This window comes from Moraxella oblonga NBRC 102422 (assembly GCF_001598275.1).
In the GTDB taxonomy this organism is placed as follows: Bacteria; Pseudomonadota; Gammaproteobacteria; order Pseudomonadales; family Moraxellaceae; genus Moraxella; species Moraxella oblonga.
In genome coordinates this window covers 48,156-67,243 of record NZ_BCYQ01000010.1, presented here as the reverse complement: position 1 = coordinate 67,243, position 19,088 = coordinate 48,156, and the positions used below count along the sequence as shown (strand labels likewise).

General features: G+C 41.9%; 33 protein-coding genes. 1 reads left to right on the top strand and 32 read right to left on the bottom strand.

All coding sequences use genetic code 11. The features are described from left to right. Positions 1-15 precede the first annotated feature (15 nt). Positions 16-1,284, top strand: coding sequence for a UDP-glucose 6-dehydrogenase (locus tag MOB01S_RS03920; protein WP_245639992.1), 1,269 nt, complete (start codon positions 16-18; stop codon positions 1,282-1,284). Positions 1,285-1,395: 111 nt separating this feature from the next. On the opposite strand, the gene rplQ is transcribed toward MOB01S_RS03920, so the two are convergent. From rplQ to mreC, 32 genes are all read right to left on the bottom strand, one after another. Beyond that, positions 1,396-1,755, bottom strand: a complete 360-nt coding sequence (rplQ, locus tag MOB01S_RS03915) for a 50S ribosomal protein L17 (RefSeq protein WP_066801853.1) — start codon at positions 1,753-1,755, stop codon at positions 1,396-1,398. Positions 1,756-1,772: 17 nt separating this feature from the next. Beyond that, complete coding sequence (locus MOB01S_RS03910) at positions 1,773-2,774, bottom strand: DNA-directed RNA polymerase subunit alpha (RefSeq protein ID WP_066801851.1); 1,002 nt, start codon at positions 2,772-2,774, stop codon at positions 1,773-1,775. Between the two features lie 25 nt (positions 2,775-2,799). Then, complete coding sequence (gene rpsD, locus MOB01S_RS03905) at positions 2,800-3,441, bottom strand: 30S ribosomal protein S4 (protein WP_066801849.1); 642 nt, start codon at positions 3,439-3,441, stop codon at positions 2,800-2,802. A gap of 12 nt (positions 3,442-3,453) precedes the next feature. Next, positions 3,454-3,846 (bottom strand): 30S ribosomal protein S11, encoded by a 393-nt coding sequence (rpsK, locus tag MOB01S_RS03900; protein ID WP_066801848.1) that lies wholly within the window; start codon positions 3,844-3,846, stop codon positions 3,454-3,456. A gap of 19 nt (positions 3,847-3,865) precedes the next feature. Continuing rightward, on the bottom strand, positions 3,866-4,222 hold the full coding sequence (gene rpsM / locus MOB01S_RS03895; protein ID WP_066801847.1) for a 30S ribosomal protein S13: 357 nt from the start codon (positions 4,220-4,222) through the stop codon (positions 3,866-3,868). 120 nt (positions 4,223-4,342) lie between these two features. Then, positions 4,343-4,459, bottom strand: a complete 117-nt coding sequence (gene rpmJ, locus MOB01S_RS12125; RefSeq protein ID WP_084349607.1) for a 50S ribosomal protein L36 — start codon at positions 4,457-4,459, stop codon at positions 4,343-4,345. A 22-nt stretch (positions 4,460-4,481) separates the two neighbouring features. Beyond that, a complete protein-coding gene (gene secY / locus MOB01S_RS03890; protein ID WP_066801846.1) occupies positions 4,482-5,807 on the bottom strand; it encodes a preprotein translocase subunit SecY in 1,326 nt (441 codons plus the stop codon). A gap of 3 nt (positions 5,808-5,810) precedes the next feature. Continuing rightward, positions 5,811-6,251 carry a 50S ribosomal protein L15 gene (rplO, locus tag MOB01S_RS03885; RefSeq protein WP_066801845.1) on the bottom strand — a complete coding sequence of 147 codons (441 nt, stop codon included), beginning with the start codon at positions 6,249-6,251 and terminating at the stop codon, positions 5,811-5,813. Beyond that, a complete protein-coding gene (gene rpmD, locus MOB01S_RS03880) occupies positions 6,251-6,430 on the bottom strand; it encodes a 50S ribosomal protein L30 (protein ID WP_066801842.1) in 180 nt (59 codons plus the stop codon). The genes rplO and rpmD overlap by 1 nt, the downstream gene beginning before the upstream one ends. A gap of 16 nt (positions 6,431-6,446) precedes the next feature. Then, complete coding sequence (rpsE, locus tag MOB01S_RS03875; protein WP_066801841.1) at positions 6,447-6,944, bottom strand: 30S ribosomal protein S5; 498 nt, start codon at positions 6,942-6,944, stop codon at positions 6,447-6,449. 2 nt (positions 6,945-6,946) lie between these two features. Further along, positions 6,947-7,297, bottom strand: coding sequence for a 50S ribosomal protein L18 (rplR, locus tag MOB01S_RS03870; RefSeq protein WP_066801839.1), 351 nt, complete (start codon positions 7,295-7,297; stop codon positions 6,947-6,949). Positions 7,298-7,312: 15 nt separating this feature from the next. Then, the gene (gene rplF / locus MOB01S_RS03865; protein WP_066801837.1) at positions 7,313-7,849 is read right to left on the bottom strand and encodes a 50S ribosomal protein L6; all 537 of its coding nucleotides are present in this window, start codon (positions 7,847-7,849) and stop codon (positions 7,313-7,315) included. Positions 7,850-8,003: 154 nt separating this feature from the next. Then, a complete protein-coding gene (gene rpsH / locus MOB01S_RS03860) occupies positions 8,004-8,402 on the bottom strand; it encodes a 30S ribosomal protein S8 (protein WP_066801834.1) in 399 nt (132 codons plus the stop codon). Between the two features lie 11 nt (positions 8,403-8,413). Further along, positions 8,414-8,719 (bottom strand): 30S ribosomal protein S14, encoded by a 306-nt coding sequence (rpsN, locus tag MOB01S_RS03855; RefSeq protein ID WP_066801832.1) that lies wholly within the window; start codon positions 8,717-8,719, stop codon positions 8,414-8,416. Positions 8,720-8,729: 10 nt separating this feature from the next. Beyond that, positions 8,730-9,266, bottom strand: a complete 537-nt coding sequence (gene rplE, locus MOB01S_RS03850) for a 50S ribosomal protein L5 (RefSeq protein WP_066801831.1) — start codon at positions 9,264-9,266, stop codon at positions 8,730-8,732. 19 nt (positions 9,267-9,285) lie between these two features. Then, the gene (gene rplX / locus MOB01S_RS03845; protein ID WP_066801829.1) at positions 9,286-9,603 is read right to left on the bottom strand and encodes a 50S ribosomal protein L24; all 318 of its coding nucleotides are present in this window, start codon (positions 9,601-9,603) and stop codon (positions 9,286-9,288) included. A gap of 15 nt (positions 9,604-9,618) precedes the next feature. Beyond that, the gene (rplN, locus tag MOB01S_RS03840; protein WP_066801827.1) at positions 9,619-9,987 is read right to left on the bottom strand and encodes a 50S ribosomal protein L14; all 369 of its coding nucleotides are present in this window, start codon (positions 9,985-9,987) and stop codon (positions 9,619-9,621) included. Between the two features lie 126 nt (positions 9,988-10,113). Continuing rightward, a complete protein-coding gene (rpsQ, locus tag MOB01S_RS03835; protein ID WP_066801826.1) occupies positions 10,114-10,386 on the bottom strand; it encodes a 30S ribosomal protein S17 in 273 nt (90 codons plus the stop codon). Continuing rightward, on the bottom strand, positions 10,383-10,580 hold the full coding sequence (gene rpmC / locus MOB01S_RS03830; protein WP_029102636.1) for a 50S ribosomal protein L29: 198 nt from the start codon (positions 10,578-10,580) through the stop codon (positions 10,383-10,385). Before rpmC ends, rpsQ begins: the two co-directional genes overlap by 4 nt. Then, on the bottom strand, positions 10,580-10,993 hold the full coding sequence (rplP, locus tag MOB01S_RS03825) for a 50S ribosomal protein L16 (RefSeq protein ID WP_029102635.1): 414 nt from the start codon (positions 10,991-10,993) through the stop codon (positions 10,580-10,582). Before rplP ends, rpmC begins: the two co-directional genes overlap by 1 nt. Positions 10,994-10,996: 3 nt before the next feature. Then, entirely contained in the window at positions 10,997-11,722 is a 726-nt protein-coding gene (gene rpsC, locus MOB01S_RS03820) for a 30S ribosomal protein S3 (protein ID WP_066801821.1), read from the bottom strand. Positions 11,723-11,724: 2 nt separating this feature from the next. Continuing rightward, entirely contained in the window at positions 11,725-12,054 is a 330-nt protein-coding gene (gene rplV / locus MOB01S_RS03815) for a 50S ribosomal protein L22 (protein ID WP_066801819.1), read from the bottom strand. Between the two features lie 8 nt (positions 12,055-12,062). Next, on the bottom strand, positions 12,063-12,338 hold the full coding sequence (gene rpsS / locus MOB01S_RS03810) for a 30S ribosomal protein S19 (protein ID WP_066801817.1): 276 nt from the start codon (positions 12,336-12,338) through the stop codon (positions 12,063-12,065). An 11-nt stretch (positions 12,339-12,349) separates the two neighbouring features. Beyond that, positions 12,350-13,177 (bottom strand): 50S ribosomal protein L2, encoded by an 828-nt coding sequence (rplB, locus tag MOB01S_RS03805; RefSeq protein ID WP_066801815.1) that lies wholly within the window; start codon positions 13,175-13,177, stop codon positions 12,350-12,352. A gap of 11 nt (positions 13,178-13,188) precedes the next feature. Continuing rightward, entirely contained in the window at positions 13,189-13,518 is a 330-nt protein-coding gene (gene rplW, locus MOB01S_RS03800; RefSeq protein WP_066801813.1) for a 50S ribosomal protein L23, read from the bottom strand. Then, positions 13,515-14,117: a 50S ribosomal protein L4 gene (gene rplD / locus MOB01S_RS03795; RefSeq protein WP_066801811.1), complete on the bottom strand. Its 603-nt coding sequence runs from the start codon at positions 14,115-14,117 to the stop codon at positions 13,515-13,517. The genes rplW and rplD overlap by 4 nt, the downstream gene beginning before the upstream one ends. Positions 14,118-14,128: 11 nt before the next feature. Next, positions 14,129-14,767 (bottom strand): 50S ribosomal protein L3, encoded by a 639-nt coding sequence (gene rplC, locus MOB01S_RS03790; protein ID WP_066801809.1) that lies wholly within the window; start codon positions 14,765-14,767, stop codon positions 14,129-14,131. Between the two features lie 48 nt (positions 14,768-14,815). Next, the gene (rpsJ, locus tag MOB01S_RS03785; RefSeq protein WP_003656991.1) at positions 14,816-15,127 is read right to left on the bottom strand and encodes a 30S ribosomal protein S10; all 312 of its coding nucleotides are present in this window, start codon (positions 15,125-15,127) and stop codon (positions 14,816-14,818) included. A gap of 271 nt (positions 15,128-15,398) precedes the next feature. Continuing rightward, positions 15,399-16,778 (bottom strand): ribonuclease E/G, encoded by a 1,380-nt coding sequence (locus tag MOB01S_RS03780; RefSeq protein WP_066801808.1) that lies wholly within the window; start codon positions 16,776-16,778, stop codon positions 15,399-15,401. A 279-nt stretch (positions 16,779-17,057) separates the two neighbouring features. Continuing rightward, entirely contained in the window at positions 17,058-17,651 is a 594-nt protein-coding gene (locus tag MOB01S_RS03775) for a Maf family protein (protein ID WP_066801806.1), read from the bottom strand. Further along, positions 17,651-18,142, bottom strand: a complete 492-nt coding sequence (mreD, locus tag MOB01S_RS03770; RefSeq protein WP_084349606.1) for a rod shape-determining protein MreD — start codon at positions 18,140-18,142, stop codon at positions 17,651-17,653. The genes MOB01S_RS03775 and mreD overlap by 1 nt, the downstream gene beginning before the upstream one ends. Beyond that, positions 18,139-19,032, bottom strand: a complete 894-nt coding sequence (mreC, locus tag MOB01S_RS03765) for a rod shape-determining protein MreC (protein ID WP_066801803.1) — start codon at positions 19,030-19,032, stop codon at positions 18,139-18,141. Before mreC ends, mreD begins: the two co-directional genes overlap by 4 nt. Positions 19,033-19,088 lie beyond the last annotated feature (56 nt).

Below are 19,088 nucleotides of genomic sequence, written 5' to 3'. Positions count from 1 at the left end.
ACAAGAGATGACTTAATGAAAATACATGACAGCGCTTATATCATCGGCACCAATCACGAAGCCATTAACGCAGGCATTTTACTTGCCAGTCTGGGTAAAAATGTGCATTTTTTTGGTCAACAAAATACTATTAATGACACCTTGTCTCATTATAGGTTTGACCCACAGATTAACGCCCTTTGGTCACTCTATGTCAATGCCAAAAAAATCCATCATTACAATTGCAATGATTTAATCAACTCTTTTAATCAAGTACAAGCAGGGTTAATTTGGCTATTTATTGACGATATAGATGACGAAACATTAAAAGCTTTCATTCATCACCAAAACAGCCCACACAGCCAAATCATTCTAAGTGGCATGGGAACCATCGGCACCATGCAAGCCATCGCCAATCAGTTGGTGAGTAAATGGGTGTATTACTTACCTTTCATCTTCATGAAAGATGGAGCGAATTTTAACAGCTTTTATCAATCTGACTTGGTGATTATTGGTGAAAAAACACCAAATAGTGTGACACAGTGTGAAATTGTATCACTCATCAAATCCCAAGCTAAAAAATGCCAAATCAATACAATAAAAACTATCGAATTTGCTCGTTCTAGCATTATGGCAATGTTAGCAACTCGCGTATCATTCATAAATGAAATCGCACGCCTTGCCGATAAAGAAGATATCAACATCAAAGAGATTGAGAAAATCATAGGTTCGGACAGTCGCATTGGTTCAGCTTATTTGGGAGCAGGATGGGGATTTGGAGGCAAAAGCTTACCCAATGAGCTTCATTTGCTCAAACAACAATTTGATGCACAACACGTCAAATCCAATGTATTAAATGCGGTTTTAATGATTAACGAAGACCAAAAAGAATTAATTTTCCGTAAATTTTGGCGATATTTCAACGGCTTTATCGAACAAAAAACCGTCATGATATGGGGAGCAGGTTATCGCACTGGTGCGGGACTTAGCACCAATTCTGCCATTCATCCTCTGTTAAAATTACTCTGGTCTTATGATATTAAGACCGTGCTTTATCTAAGCAATACAAAATCAGAGTTTCAACAAATTTACGAAAATCAGTCATTATTACAAATTACTGACAATCCCTATCAACTCAATCATATTGATGGTTTATTTATCATCAATTGGTCTGAACTAAATCCGCCCAATATTCATGAACTAAATAAATACAGTATTCCCATCTTTGATGCCAAAAACATACTCAGTAATAAAGACATCGCTCAGCTTACTGGTGATTATTTTGGTATTGGTCAGAAAAAATAATTACAAATCCATAATTACAGAGCAATCAACATCACTCACTTACAACTCCCCTAAAGTATAAAAAAGCAAACCCTAAATCAGTTTAGGGTTTGCTTTTGATTGAATTGCCAATTATGGGCGGTCAACCAACTCCACATAAGCCATAGGTGCGTTATCGCCATCACGATAGCCACACTTGATGATGCGCAGATAACCGCCTGGACGAGCTTTGTAGCGAGGTCCTAATTCGGTAAATAGTTTACCAACAATGGCTTTATTACGAGTGCGATTGAAAGCCAAACGGCGATTTGCAACGCTATCCTCTTTTGCCAATGTAATGAGTGGTTCAGCTACACGGCGCAATTCTTTGGCTTTTACCAAAGTAGTTTTAATAAGCTCATGCTCAAACAATGAGTTAGTCATGTTTTGAAACATGGCTTTACGATGACTGCTAGTACGGCCTAGCTTGACTCCGCTGTTACGATGTCGCATGGTCAGTATCCTTTAGGTTAACGGCTACGATAAGAATAACGATCATCAACTCGCAAATCACTTGGTGGCCAGTTATCTAGGCGCATACCAAGTTCTAAACCTTTAGACGCAAGCACGTCTTTGATTTCAGTTAATGACTTCTTACCTAAATTTGGTGTCTTAAGAAGCTCTGTTTCGGAGCGTTGCACCAAATCGCCAATATAATAAATATTCTCTGCTTTTAAGCAGTTTGCTGAACGAACCGTTAGTTCAAGATCATCTACTGGACGAAGTAGTGCAGGATCAATCTCTTCTTTCTCTTTCACTGGCTCGGGAGCTTCTTCAGCTTCCAAATTAACAAAAACAGAAATCTGTTGCTGTAAGATAGTTGCTGCTTTACGAATTGCCTCTTCTGGATCTATCGTACCATTGGTTTCAAGCTCAATAATAAGTTTATCCAAATCAGTACGTTGCTCAACACGGGCATTTTCTACGTCATAAGCCACCCGCAAAATTGGACTAAAACTTGCATCCAACTTCAAGTGCCCGATCGCCTTATCATGGTTACTACGATGCTGATTAGCTGGTTCATAACCCCGACCCATCACCACACGTAGACGCATTTTCAGATGTCCACGCTCACTCAATGTTGCAAGTACCAAATTAGGGTTGGCAATCTCAACATTATGTGGTAACTCCAAATCGGCAGCAGTAACAATACAAGGACCTTGTTTATCTACAGTTAGATATGCTTCATTTTGATCGTGCAAAACAATCGCTAAACCTTTCAGGTTCAACAACAAATCAAGCACATCTTCTTGTAGACCCTCTAAGGTAGAATACTCGTGATTCACACCTTCAATTTCAGCTTCTACAACTGCAGCACCAGAAAGTGAAGAAAGTAGAATGCGACGTAGAGCATTACCCAGTGTATGCCCAAAGCCACGTTCTAACGGCTCGAGCGTGACCTTAGCAGTTGTTTCATTGACCAAATCAACACTGATTGTGTTTGGTATTAGAAACTCTGTTGCATTTGTCATAGTGTCACCTCGATTAGTTCATTAATTATTTAGAGTATAGCTCAACAATCAAGTGTTCGTTGATTTCAGCTGGCAATTCGCTACGCTCTGGTGCAGTTTTGAAAGTGCCCTGTAGTTTGCTGTGATCAACTTCCAACCACTCTGGAATGCCACGTTGAGATGCCAATTCAATAGCATTCTTGATACGCAATTGCTCTTTTGACTTTTCATGAATAGCAATCACATCACCGTCTTGCACTTGAATTGAAGGAATATTTACACGTACAAACTCATCACGACCTGCCTTTTTAAGCAAAACAGCACGGTGACTAACAAGTTGGCGAGCCTCAGCACGAGTAGCACCAAAACCCATACGATAAACAACATTATCCAAACGGCGTTCTAGCATAACTAACAAGTTTTCGCCAGTTGCACCACGTAGACGAGCAGCTTCTTGATAATAGTTAGAAAACTGACGCTCCAATACACCATACATACGTTTAACTTTTTGTTTTTCACGAAGCTGAGATGCATATTCAGAGCTTTTATTTTGGCTGTTGCCATGCTGACCAGGTACACGACCTGATTTTTTTGTTTTTACATCATACGCCTTAACGCCTGATTTTAATTGTAAATCAGTACCTTCACGACGTGATAATTTTAATTTAGGACCAATATAACGGGCCATGAATCTTTCTCCTTAAACACGACGTTTCTTAGGTGGGCGACAACCATTATGTGGAATTGGTGTTACATCACTAATGCTGTTAATTTTATAACCCAATGAACCTAATGCACGAACCGCAGACTCACGACCTGGTCCTGGACCTTTTACCAAGACATCAATATTTTTAACACCATAAGTTTCTTGGGCAGTTTTACCTGCAACCTCAGCTGCAACCTGTGCGGCAAATGGCGTAGATTTACGTGAACCACGGAAGCCTTGTCCACCTGAAGTGGCCCAAGCCAATGCATTACCTTGACGATCAGTAATGGTTACAATGGTGTTATTAAAAGACGCGTGAATGTGGGCGATACCCTCAGATACCGAACGACGAGCCACTTTTTTGCGGCTACGAGTGTCTTTTGCCATCTTTTAGCTTCCTAATTAATTACTTTTTAATTGCTTTGCGTGGACCTTTACGGGTACGCGCGTTGGTTTTAGTGCGTTGACCACGGACAGGTAGACCACGGCGGTGACGAAGACCACGATAGCAACCCAAATCCACTAAACGCTTAATATTCATTGAAATTTCACGTCTAAGGTCGCCCTCAGTTGTGTAATTTGCAACTTCTGCACGGACAGCATCTAACTGTGCATCATCTAACTGACCAATTTTTGTTGTTTCTTGGATACCTACCTTTGCCAAGATAGCCTTAGCAGTAGTACGTCCAATACCAAAAATATAAGTTAATGAAATCACAGCGTGTTTGTTGTCCGGAATGTTTACACCGGCAATACGAGCCATTGATTTTCTCCATTTACTACAAATATAAATATTTGCATCAAGATATTTGCCAATTATCATGGCAGTTTAGGCGAGAGATGATACATCATTCGCCATATTTTTTCAAGTGTTAATTTGTAATTAACCCTGACGTTGCTTATGACGTGGTTCAGAACTGCAAATCACAAGAACTTGACCTTTGCGACGTACAATTTTGCAACTGCCACAAATTCTTTTTACTGATGCTTGAACTTTCATTTCATGCTCCTAAAACTCATCTTTAAGATGATTTAATTAATGTTTGATCATGGTACTGATGCGTCATGAGGTGGGCTTGTAACTGAGCAATAAAATCCATCAAAACCACAACCATAATGAGTAAAGATGTGCCACCTAATGGAATTGCCATGTTAAATGATGATTGAGCCACCATTGGCATCAAACAAATAATTGCCATATACATCGCACCAATAAAGGTAAGGCGATTTAAAACAAAATCCAAATAACGTTTTGTTTGCTGGCCAGGTCTAATGCCCGGGATATATGCACCACTACGTTTCAAGTTTTCTGCCACTTCTTTGGGATTAAACATTAAAGCCGTATAAAAATAACAGAAAAATATGATTAATGCACCAAATAATAGTAGGTATAAAGGACTACCCGGTTGCAACACCAACGAGACATTTTGTAAAAATACCTGAAATTTTGTAGGCTCTGTTGACGAACCACCAAACTGCCCAAGGCTTGCAGGTAATAATAGCAAAGAGCTAGCAAAAATTGCAGGGATTACTCCAGCCATATTTAACTTTAATGGCAAATGTGACTGTTGTTGAGCATAAACTTTACGCCCCTCTTGTTGCTTTTGAGCATAATTGACAGGTACACGACGCTGAGCTCGCTCAATGTATACTATTGCCGCTACAACAGCAATAGCAACCAATCCAAAAACCAACATCACAAGCAAGTTACTATTTTGACCAAATGCCTGAGAAATCATTGTTGGTGCACTGGCAACAATGCTTGCTAATATCAACATCGAGATGCCATTACCAATACCTCTTTCGGTAATTTGCTCACCAAGCCACATCAAAAACATAGAACCAGCAACCAATGAACTGACAGCAGGAATATAAAACGCTAACCCCGTAGTTAAGGTCATGCCGCCTGACAGCAACATGGTGGACATACCCACTGCCTGCACAAAAGACAAGACCAAAGCACCCTGCCTTGTGTATTTACTGATTGTTCTACGACCAACCTCACCCTCTTTTTTTAATGCTTCCAAAGAAGGTATGATGGCTGAAAGCATTTGCACTACAATTGATGCAGAAATATAGGGCATAATCCCCAGTGCCATAATAGACATACGCTCTAAAGAGCCACCTGAAAACATGTTGAACATGCCTAAAAAAGTATCTTTACCTTTAGTAAAAAAGGCAGCTAGCTCAATTGGATTAATGCCCGGCACTGGTATATGTGATCCAAAGCGATAAACAATCAACGCCCCCAGCAAAAACAACATACGATTCCACAGCTCATCGTATTTACGAATAAATGCTAATGGATTTAGCGGTATGCCCGCTTTGGACGCCAACTGCTTACTCATTGATTATTCCTCAACGCTACCGCCAACGGCAACAATGGCTTCTTTTGCACCTTTAGTAACTTTCACGCCCTTAAAAGTTAAGGCACGATCAACCTTACCAGACAAAATAATGCGAGCGCGCTTCATATCGCCACGAATAATATTAGCAGCTTTTAGCGTTTCAACAGTTACTTCGTTGCCTTCAATTTTGTTCAATTCAGACAAACGAACTTCGGCAGTTTCCAAAGCCAATTGTGAAGTGAAACCAAATTTTGGTAGACGGCGATAGATAGGCATTTGACCGCCTTCAAAACCTGCTGGAATACTAGAACCAGAGCGTGAGGTTTGACCTTTAATACCACGACCACCAGTTTTACCAATACCAGAACCAATACCGCGACCACGACGTTGAGCGGTCTTTTTTGCACCGATGGCAGGTGCCAATTCATTCAAACGAAGACCCATTACGCTTCCTCCACCTTAACCATGTAATTTACACGGTTCACCATACCACGAGTAGAAGGAGTATCCTCAACTTCAACAGTATGCCCAATACGACGTAGCCCCAAACCTTTTAGACAGGCTTTATGGCTTGCCAAACGGTGAGAACTAGACTTAGTTTGAGTAATTTTCATAGTTTTCATAAAACTCACCTACTCCTTAGCCCAAAATTTCTTCGACAGACTTACCACGTTTAGCAGCAACTTGCTCTGGTGAAACCATATCACGCAAACCTTTAAAAGTTGCTTGCACCACATTGGCAGCATTGGTTGAACCATAACATTTTGCTAAAACGTTCTGAACGCCAGCAACTTCAAGCACAGCACGCATTGCACCGCCAGCAATAACACCAGTACCCTCAGAGGCTGGTTGCATATATACTTTTGAAGCACCATGACGAGCATGAATTGGGTGTTGTAGAGTATGACCTGCAAGCTCAACGGTAATCATATTACGTTTGGCAGCCTCAAGTGCTTTTTGAATAGCAGCAGGCACTTCACGAGCCTTACCGCGACCAAAGCCCACACGACCGTTACCGTCACCAACTACTGTCAAAGCGGTGAAAGAAAAAATACGACCACCTTTTACAACTTTAGCAACACGGTCAACGGCAACCAACTTTTCTACCAAACCATCAGTTTGTTCAATTTTTGCCATGATTAGAACTCCAATCCGTTTTCACGAGCAGCGTCAGCAAGCGCTTTAACACGGCCATGATATTTAAAACCACTACGGTCAAAAGCAACCTTAGTAATACCAACAGCTTTTGCACGCTCTGCAATCAATGCACCGACTGCTTTAGCTGCCTCAACATTACCTGTTGCACCAGAACGCAAACTGGCATCTAAAGTAGATGCTTGTGCAAGTACAATACCACCTGTTGGCGAAATTACTTGTGCATAGATATGACGTGGTGTACGAGTAACAGTCAAACGGTTTGCACCCAATTGACGGATATGTGCACGGGTTTTCTTTGCTCGGCGAAGACGAGCTGATTTTTTATCAAACATTTTTGCTCACCTTACTTATTTTTTCTTAGCTTCTTTACGAAGAACTACTTCATCGCTATAACGAACACCTTTACCTTTATAAGGCTCTGGCGGACGGAAGCTACGAATTTTAGCTGCTGCTTGACCCAATTTTTGTTTATCGCTAGATCTTAGCACGATTTCAGTTTGGCTTGGGTTTTCAGCAGTCACGCCCTCTGGAAGAGTGTATTCAATAGGGTGAGAGTAACCAAGACTTAGAGTGATTTGGTTGCCAGTGATGTTTTGTACACGATAACCAACACCAATCAGTTGTAGGCGACGCTCAAAACCATTAGTAACACCATTCACCATGTTGTTTAGTAATGCACGCACAGTACCTGTGTGCATCCACGCTTCTTTGGTATCTTTAACAGGAGCAAGTGTAACAATGTTATCTTCTTGCTTGAGCTCGACCAAATCATGCAGGTGTAAAGACAATGAACCATTCTTGCCTTTAACTTCAACCTGCCGACCGTTCAAAGTAACACTAGTACCCGCAGGTAGCGTTACTGGGGCTTTAGCCACACGAGACATAGGAAATTCCTTAACAATTACAATAATTACCAAAATGGTAATATGACCAATATTGAATGTTTAAAAACTACATTCAAAACAGTTTTTTATTATACCATAAAAAATCCTTAGAGTAAACTAAGGATTTTTTATTTTATGTAATTTTTGTTAGTAATTAAGCAACTAACGCAATCACTTCACCACCAATGCCAGCGGCACGTGCAGCACGGTCACTCATCAAACCTTTGCTGGTAGAGATGATGGCAACACCCAAACCTTTTTGAACACTCGGTAGATCATCTTTACTGCGATACTGACGAAGACCAGGACGGCTATAACGTTTCAATTGAGCGATAACGCCTTTGCCTTGGTAGTATTTTAGTTCAATATTTAGAAGCTTTTTACCATTCTCGCCTTCTATTAACTCGGCAGAGGTCAAATAGCCCTCAGCAACCAATAAGTCAGCGATAGATTTGCGTAGTTTTGAAGCAGGCATACTGACAGATGGTTTATTTCTTGATTGTGCGTTGCGAATGCGGGTTAGCATATCAGCAACTGGATCTTGCATACTCATTGCGACACTCCTTACCAGCTCGCTTTGCGAACGCCAGGTACATCACCTTGCATTACACGCTCACGCAATTTGTTACGTGACAAACCAAATTTACGGAAAAATCCATGTGGACGACCAGTCAAACCACAACGATTGCGTAGACGAACTGGTGATGAATTACGTGGCAATGCTTGAAGTGCTAGCATCGCTTCTAAGCGCTCTTCATCACTCGCCTTAGAATCATTGATAATTGCTTTTAGGGCTGCACGCTTCTCGGCATACTTAGCCACACATTTTTCGCGTTTTAGCTCGCGATTAATCATGCTCATTTTAGCCATAACGTTTACCTTATCTAAATGGGAAACCGAATGCTTTTAGCAATGCACGACCTTGATCGTCATTGGTAGCAGTCGTTGTGATGGTGATGTCAAGACCACGAATGCGGTCAATCTTATCAAAATCCACTTCAGGGAAAACGATTTGTTCTTTAATACCTAAAGAATAGTTACCACGACCATCAAACGCTTTGGCTGAAAAACCACGAAAATCACGGATACGAGGAATTGCAATGGCAATTAAGCGATCTAGGAATTCATACATTTGGTCGCCACGAAGAGTAACTTTACAACCAATTGGCCACTCTTCACGGATTTTAAAGCCTGCAACTGACTTGCGAGCTTTGGTAACAACTGGCTTTTGACCAGCAATAACAGTCATATCAGCCAATGCACCTTCAAGCAGTTTTTTATCTTGTGCAGCACCACCTACACCCATATTTAGGGTAATTTTGGTGATTTTTGGCACTTGCATTACATTTTCTAAACCCAGCTCATCTTTGATTTGCTGTTTTAGTTTTTCATTATATAAAGATTTTAATCTTGCCATTACTAATACCCTTAGCTTCTTATGCAGTCGCCACTACTTCACCAGTAGAACGATAGATGCGGACTTTTTTGCCCTCTTCGTTTACTTGGTAAGCAATACGATCTGCTTTTTGGGTTTTTGCGTTATAAATCGCAACATTTGAAATGTGTAGAAATGCTTCTTTCTTAATAATGCCACCCTCTTTGCCCAACATTTGGTTAGGTTTTTGGTGTTTGGTAACAATATTAATACCTTCCACTTTTACACGATCCGCCTTAACCGCCAAAATTGTGCCTTGCTTGCCTTTGTCTTTGCCAGCAATCACAACCACGGTATCGCCTTTGCGTAGCTTTGCCATAGATAGCCTCTGAATTTACAGTACTTCTGGTGCTAGTGAAACAATCTTCATGAATTGTTCACCACGTAGTTCACGGGTAACAGGTCCAAAAATACGAGTTGCGATAGGAGCTTTGTTGTTATTTAGCATAACTGCTGCATTATCGTCAAAACGTAGAACAGAACCATCAGGACGGCGTACACCTTTTTTGGTGCGTACGACAACCGCATTCATCACATCGCCCTTTTTAACGCGGCCACGTGGAATAGCTTCTTTAACCGTTACTTTAATAATATCGCCAACTGATGCGTAACGACGATGCGAGCCACCCAGTACTTTAATGCACTGTACACGTCTTGCACCACTGTTATCTGCAACTTCCAGCATTGTTTCAGTCTGAATCATCGCATGACTCCATAAATAAATATACAATAAAAGTCACTTGCCAAACTCATGCATTTTACATAAATTTGATAGATAAACATCATAAAACGTTTATTATACTAGCAAATGACTTTTAATGCAAACAACTTAAATTTTTACCGCAGTTTCCACCACGTCCACCAAAGTCCAAGTTTTGGTCTTTGAAATTGGGCGAGTTTCTTTAATGCGTACGATGTCGCCTTCTTGGCAAACATTGTTCTCGTCATGAGCTTTTAGCTTGGTAGAACGACGAACTTGCTTACCATACTTTTCATGGCGGATTTGGCGCTCAACAAGGACTGTGATTGACTTATCCATTTTGTTGCTGATAACTTTACCAGTTACAACGCCAACTTCTTGGGTTTGGGTATTTTCGCTCATGCGTCGCCCCTTTGTTTTTCGTTAAGCAAAGTCAAAATTTTTGCAATTGTACGACGGTTTGCTTTGACTTCATGGGTATTACCTAACTGACCTGTTGCCTTTGCCATACGTAGACGGAACGCATCAAGTTGCTTTTCGTCAAGCAATGTAGCCAGCTCTTCTACTGATTTTTCACGTAATTCGCTTGTTTTCATTACATTACCGTCCGTTTAACAATAGTGGTTTTAAAAGGTAACTTGGCTGAAGCCAACGTCAATGCTTCACGAGCAAGTTCTTCACTTACACCTTGGATTTCATAAAGCATTTTACCTGGCTTAATTTCCGCTACCCAGTACTCTACTGGACCTTTACCTTTACCCATACGAACTTCTAAAGGCTTTTCGGTAATTGGTTTATCTGGAAATACACGAATCCAAATTTTACCGCCACGCTTAATGCGACGAGTGATGGTACGACGAGCTGCTTCAATTTGACGAGCAGTCATACGACCACGACCAATAGATTTTAGACCAATCTCACCAAATGCAACAGTGTTACCACGTTGGGCAAGGCCTGTGTTACGACCTTTGTGCATTTTGCGGAATTTGGTACGTTTTGGTTGTAACATGGCTTACCCCTTGTCTGAATTACGACGGTTGCTGGTACGACCACGACGCTTCGGCGCACGAGTCTTGTCCTCTGCAACTGGATTGTAAACGCTGTTCATGCCGTCTAGGATTTCACCACGGAAAATCCAAACTTTCACACCGATGGTACCATAAGTGGTTTCTGCACGAACTTCTGCATAATCAATGTCAGCACGCAGAGTATGTAGTGGCACACGACCTTCACGATACCATTCGGTACGAGCAATCTCAGCACCACCTAAACGACCAGAAAGCTCAACTTTAATGCCACCAGCACCAGCACGCATGGTGCCTTGTACAGCGCGCTTCATCGCACGACGGAACATCACACGGCGTTCTAGTTGACTTGCGATGCCTACTGCAACCAAACGAGCATCCAAATCAGGCTGAGTGATTTCTTGGATGTTTACTTGAGCAGGTACACCCATGAGCTTGGTTAGGTCTTTTTGTAGTGCTTCAATGTCAGCACCTTGTTTACCAATAATCACACCTGGACGAGCTGAATGAATGGTAATCTTCGCAGCACCTGTAGGACGCTCAATGCTAATGTTGCTAACCATCGCTTCTTTTAGTTTATTGCGTAAAAAATCACGCACTTTAAAGTCGTTTAGCAAATATTCAGAGTATTGCTTTGGGTTGGCATACCAGTTAGCATTATGCTTTTTGATAACGCCCAAACGAATACCGATTGGATGAACTTTTTGACCCATGATTATGCTCCTACTTTAACAGTGATGTGGCAAGTACGCTTGCTGATACGGTCAGCACGACCCTTGGCACGAGGCATAACACGCTTCAAAGTAATACCCTCATCAACATAAATGGTAGAGACACGCAAAGTATCAATATCCAAACCATTATTATGCTCAGCATTAGCAATGGCTGATTGTAGGCATTTTTTAACCAATTTAGCACCTTTTTTGTTGCTAAAGGTCAAAATGTCCAAAGCACGCTCAATTGGCTTACCACGAACTTCGTCCGCAACCAATCTTACTTTTTGTGCCGAAATAGCGGCACCACGTAATTTTGCAGTTACTTCCATGGTACACCTTATCTCTTAGATTTCTTATCAACGCCATGACCACGATAGTTACGGGTCGGAGCGAATTCACCAAGTTTATGACCAACCATTTGCTCGCTCACAATAACTGGTACATGGGTGCGGCCATTGTGAACAGAAATGGTCAAACCAACCATTTGTGGCAGAATCATAGAACGACGAGACCAAGTTTTGATTGGCTTACGGCTGTTTGATTCCAAAGCATCTTCAACTTTGTTAAACAGATGTGCGTCAATAAACGGGCCTTTTTTTAACGAACGAGGCATTAACTTATTCCTTATTTCTTGGCACGACGGCGACGGATAATCATGCTGTCAGTACGCTTGTTAGAACGAGTCTTAAGACCCTTAGCTTTCTGACCCCAAGGAGACGTTGGATGTTTACCAAAGTTACGTCCTTCACCACCACCGTGTGGGTGATCAATCGGGTTCATCGCCGTACCACGAACGGTAGGACGAACACCACGCCAACGTGCCGCACCTGCTTTACCAAGTGATCTTAGGTTATTTTCGGTGTTAGATACTTCACCAATAACCGCACGGCAGTTTGCATGAATACGGCGAGTTTCGCCTGAACGCAAACGAACAATCACATAAGCACCATCACGACCAAGCAATTGAACACCAGCACCAGCAGAACGTGCAAGTTGTGCACCTTTACCGATTTTAAGTTCAATATTATGGATAGTGGTACCCACTGGGATATTTTTAAGTGGCAAACAGTTACCTGGACGGATTGGAGAACCTTCGCCAGATTGAACCTGATCGCCTACTGCCAATTTTTTAGGTGCGATGATATAACGACGCTCACCATCTGCATATTTCAACAATGCAATATGTGCAGTACGGTTTGGGTCATATTCAATACGCTCAACAGTTGCAATGATACCGTCCTTGTTGCGCTTGAAGTCAATAAGACGATAATGTTGCTTGTGACCACCACCAATGTGACGGGTAGTGATACGGCCGTTGTTGTTACGACCACCAGTTTTAGCTTTTGATTCTACAAGTGGTGCATAAGGACGACCTTTATAAAGGTGTGGATGCACCACTTTTTCAACAAAGCGACGGCCTGGTGAGGTAGGTTTTGCTTTTACGATAGGCATGATAATTATCCTTATTCGTTAGTCGCTGTTTCGCCAGTGGCTTCTTCACCAGCACCGATTTGTACGTCTGAACCTGCTTTTAGGGTTACATACGCTTTTTTCACGTCAGAACGCTTGCCGACAACTTTACCAAAACGCTTGGTTTTGCCTTTAACATTCAAGGTATTTACTTTTACCACTTCAACACCTTCAAACATCAGTTCAACCGCTTGTTTGATTTCACGTTTAGTAGCTTTGCTGTCAACTTTGAAAACTTGCACACCAAGACTGTCGCCAAGACGTTGGGATTTTTCAGAGAAGACAGGTGCTCTTAACACTTGATATAGTCTTGCGTTACTCATGCTAGTGCCTCCTCAAATTGCTTAGCAGCTTCTACAGTCATGATAACTTTATCAAAAGAAACCAAGCTTACTGGATCAACCTCACGAGTACCAAGCACATTCACATGTGGAATGTTGCGAGCTGCCAAGTATAGATTTTCATCAACTTCGTGGCTAACAATCAATGCACGTGGAGCATTTAACTCAGCAAGTTTTGCAATAAGCTCTTTGGTTTTTGGTGCAGACACAGTCAAGCTATCTACCAAAACCAAACGTTCTTGACGCACAAGCTCTGCTAGGATACACTGCATCGCACCACGATACATTTTACGGTTTACTTTTTGAGACCAGTCTTGTGGCTTGGCTGCAAATGCACGACCACCGCCAACCCAGATTGGACCACGGATAGAACCCGCTCTGGCACGACCTGTACCCTTTTGACGCCATGGCTTTTTACCACCGCCAGATACTTCGCCACGAGTTTTTTGGGCACGAGTACCTTGACGAGCACCAGCCAAATAGGCAGTTACGACTTGGTGTACCAACGCTTCGTTGAACGCACGACCAAAAGTGGTCTCTGATAGCTCAACCGCCGCACCTGTAACAGTTTTTAAATTCACGTTAAATCCCCTTAGGCTTTCACTGACGGACGGACGATAACATCGCCACCATTAGCACCAGGCAATGCACCTTTGATAACAAGCAAGCCTTTATCTGTATCAATAGATACGATTTCTAGACCTTGTACGGTAACACGCTTATTACCCATTTGACCAGGCATTTTTTTGCCTTTAAAGACTTTACCTGGAGTCTGGTTTTGACCCGTTGAACCAAGTACACGGTGAGATACAGAGTTACCGTGTGACGCGTCTTGGGTACGGAAGTTATGGCGTTTTACACCACCTTGAAAACCTTTACCTTTGGATTGACCAGTTACGTCAACAATTTGACCAACTTCAAAAGTCTCAACGCCAAAGCTTGCACCAACTTCACGACCTTCTAGTTCGTTTGCATCAGCACGAAATTCCCAAACACCACGACCAGCTTGTACGCCAGCTTTTGCGAAGTGTCCTTTTTGAGCAGAAGTTACACGACTTTCACGACGCTCACCAGTGGTAACTTGGATTGCATTGTAACCATCAGTATCTACTGTCTTGATTTGCGAAATGCGGTTTGCGTTGACCTCAACCACTGTTACAGGAATAGATGCACCTGCTTCAGTGAAGATTCGGGTCATACCACGCTTAATACCGACTAAACCAATCGCCATTTTAGACCTCTTACTTCTTAATCGTTTATATTAAACCAGTTGATTCAATTAGCCTAAGGCGATTTGAACATCAACACCAGCTGCCAAATCCAACTTCATCAGTGCATCTACTGTTTTGTCAGTAGGTTGCACGATGTCAATCATGCGTTTGTGGGTGCGAATTTCATACTGGTCACGAGCATCTTTATTGACGTGTGGTGATGTCAATACGTTGAACCGCTCAATACGAGTCGGCAAGGGAACAGGTCCACAAACTTGAGCTCCTGTACGCTTTGCCGTATCAACAATCTCTTGTGCCGACTGGTCAATTAAACGGTGGTCAAATGACTTCAGGCGGATACGGATTCTCTGGTTAGCCATGCCAACTAGCTCCTACTAAATTTAAGTTCTTTTTCAACTTCTATCTAAAAGATGTCAGTCATCTGTTTTAAGTTGCCAAGATTTTTTAGGCAAAATAACAACCCCTGTTTGCATTATCTGAGTAGATAGCAACAGAGTCATTAAATTATCATGCCAAAAACGATGCTTCGGCTGTAGGCGTTGCATAAATCTAATCATATCATTAACATGATGGCAACGCTAAACATAAATGTGGGTGTATTATACACGAAAAACTTACAAATGCAAGGGTTTATCTGGATTTATTTTGCAAAATGTCATATTTATCATCAGCATAATCCACCATGATTTTGATATGACATGAGCATGATAGGTTTACAATTGTTCTTTTAAATGTGTCATCATTGGCTAAAAATGCGTGCAACCGCTCACCAACTCGTAATATGAGCTCATCTTTGACAGTCAGTGTATGGCTTAGACTCGTCAATTTGGCAACAATGGCAAGGGCAATGGTTGGTAGAGTTTTGACCTTGCCCACACCATGACAAGTGGAACAATCATGAGTATATTTATCAGATAAACTGGATAATCGGTGTTCACGACTAAGCTCAATCAAACCAAACTGACTCATCGGTGCCAACACAACTTTTGCGGTATCATCAGCCAAGACCTGTTGAAAGGCTTGATAAATCGCCTTTTGGTCATCTAGGTTTTTCATGTTTATCAAATCCACCACTACCAACCCCCCAATTTGTCGCAAAATCAACGCATCAGCAACGGCTTGTACCGCTTCTAAATTGGCTTGATATATGATATTTTTTGATGAATTAGTGAGCGAACCTGTATTGACATCAATAACCGTCATTGCTTCACATTCATTGATTACCAAATATGCCCCCGAAGGTAAATCCACTCTAACATTTAGGGCATTATTTAACTGCGTGTATACATGATATGTATCAAAAAGGCTAGGGGTATGATAGGTTACGCTGTCAATACTGGGTAGATACTGTTTGACAAAAGTATGCCATTCGTCATACATCACCCTATCGTCAATGAGTAAAGATGTAATGCCCGTTTCGTCATTTAGTACCGCCAATGGCAAGGGCGTGCGGTATAGACGCTGTGGGGTTTTACTAATACTTTTGGCGGTCAAAACACCTTGCCAACACTCATATAAATATAAAATATGTGCCACCAGCACCGCAGAATCAATGTCTTGGGCGAGCGTACGAACAACCACACCACCCTTAATGGATGAATTTTTTAAACAATCAGTTAGGTGTTTTTTTAAAAAATTTCCCTTATCTTTGGGAAGTTTGGTAGACACCCCTATCCCCGCCCCTTGTGGCTTATAGACGATATAAGGTGATGATAATGTGATGGCAGTTGTAGCAATCGCCCCTTTTTGGGCATGGGCAGGGCGGCTAAGCTGAACGATGAGTAGTTGCCCCACTGTAATGGATATATCCAACAAACTTAATATGGCATTTTTGCCCTCACCAATGTCCAAAAATGCCACCGCCAACGCAGGCAATACTCGCACCACTTTCGCCAAATAAATATCGCCAGCTTGCCCCATTTCACTGTCTGATACCAATCGGCATAATCGCCCTTGTCGCATGATGGCAACTTGGGGGTAGCATAGATTGGTGATGAGTAGTTGCTTCATAAAAAATGAATGGTATTGGATTGAGATGTTTAAAATTGAATAAGTTGCCTGCAATGCTAGACTTTCTGTTCACCACAAGCCTGCCTACACATGGTAGAAAGTTATGGTTTGACTTTTCTCACCACAAATGGTTTTCTTGATATTCAAAGTTTTACAAGAAGTTTAACATCTTGTCAAAAAATTAAAAATACCACAAAAATTGGTGCTTAACAAGATGGCGTAAAAGATACCATAAATAACCCAAGATGGTAGGTGATGTATTGGATGCTAAATTTGCTTTTATCCAAAATACCCCAGACATTCATCAATCAATTCTGCCGTTTGTGCCAGTGGCAAACCCACCACATTGGTATAACTGCCGTTGATGGCACGCACCCACGACATTGCCCCACCTTGAATGGCATATGCTCCTGCTTTGTCAATAGGCTCACCTGTCGCCCAGTAACGCTCTTTTTGTGCATGAGTGAGTGCAACAAACTCTACATCTGTGCTAACTTTGATGATTTTTTGGTAAATGATTTGGTTATTTTTTACCGCCGTGGCACACACCGCCGTCCAAATCTGGTGCGTTTTGTCTGACAATTTATCCCACATAATAAAAGCATGAGCTTTATCAATGGGCTTGGTCAAAATCTCATCATCAATCACCCCTATCGTATCTGCCGTGATGATAATGCCACAGGCAACATCTTGACACGCTGTATCAGCTTTGGCACGAACCATACGCATGATGTAATCATGAGGTATTTCACCCACACGAGGATTTTCGTCAATTGCCACCGATTTGACCTCAAAAGGCATACCCAGATTTGCCAATAACTCACGTCTTCTGGGGGAGGTGGACGCCAATGTAATTAGGATTGGTGTATTCATCAATAAGCTCGCTCTTTGTGTTGGTGATTCACCCAATACAAGGGGTACCACACAAGTGGGAACAGGGCAATGCTTGTGATGAGTGAACCAAAACCCGTCCACACAAAATCATAATAAGAAAATGCCTGCAAAATCCACAAAACTACTTGATAAACAACAAGTCCCACGCCTGCAAATACCCATGCCTGCATAAGACTTAGTTGTTTGGCATAAATCAAAAATAGACGTAACACAAACGCCATGAGTGTGGCACAAAAAGCCTGATGACCTAAATGTGTTCCCAGTAAAATATCTGCCACTATCCCAACCAAAAACACCACCCACACGCCAAGTATGGTTGAGCGATAAAGCACCCAAAACGCCAATACCATAACCATAAACATGGGGCGAATACTGGCAAGGGTGTATTTGAGCGGAAACACACTTAGCACCATCGCCATCACAAAACTGATGACCATACCAGCAATAAGAAAGGGTTTGGAGTTCATCATGATTGTGTGGATTGTTTGGTGAGTTTGGTAGACTTAGTGGGTTTGGAGGCGGGCTTCTCTTGGGTGGGCTTAGGTCTTAAAATCAGCACGTAACTGCTGTTTAAAAAGCTGGCGGACGGCGTAACTTTGATGTCGGCAAAGTTATCAGTACGAGTCGTATCAATGTCCGAGACTGTCCCCACTTTATAGCCAGCTGGAAAACGGTCGCCAAGCCCTGATGAAATAAGCTCATCACCCACTTGCACGTCTGCTGATTTGAAAATATAATCCAAACTCAAACTGTCAGGCGTACCCCCACCTGAAACCATCGCACGCTGTCCTGTACGAGCCACAATCACCGCTACTGATTGTTGTTCATCAGTGATAAAAACCAGACGACTGGTGTTGGCGGAAGTGTTTAAAATTTGTCCTAACACCCCCTTTTCATCAATCACTGTCTGCCCGATAAATACACCATCTTTTTCACCTTTATCAATCACCACCATTTGTTTTAGGGGGTTGGAATCTGTACCAATCACCCGAGCCAATGTCATGTCATAACGGTCAGCACTGGTTGTGGATAAAATACCATTTAAACGAGCATTTTGAGCAAGAATATAATCTTGCACTTGTAATTTGGCACGGGCTTGAAGCAGCTCGGTTTGTAGGCGGATATTTTCACGGCGTAAGGATTCTTTGGAATAAACCGAACTTTCGGCATAATTCATCACATGAGATGCACCTACCGATGACTGATAAACAGGTTGCATCATGGCATGCCCCATATCTCGCAAAAACATGAATCTTGCTGGGTTTTTGCCATCAAGAAGCATCAATATCAAAGCCACCACCAAAAACCCAATGGTCATGCGAACAAAGAGTGGTTTTTTTGAAAAAATACTGGGCAACATAAACCAAAAAAATACCTTAAATATCAACAACCAAAAACGCACAAAAGCGGTAAATT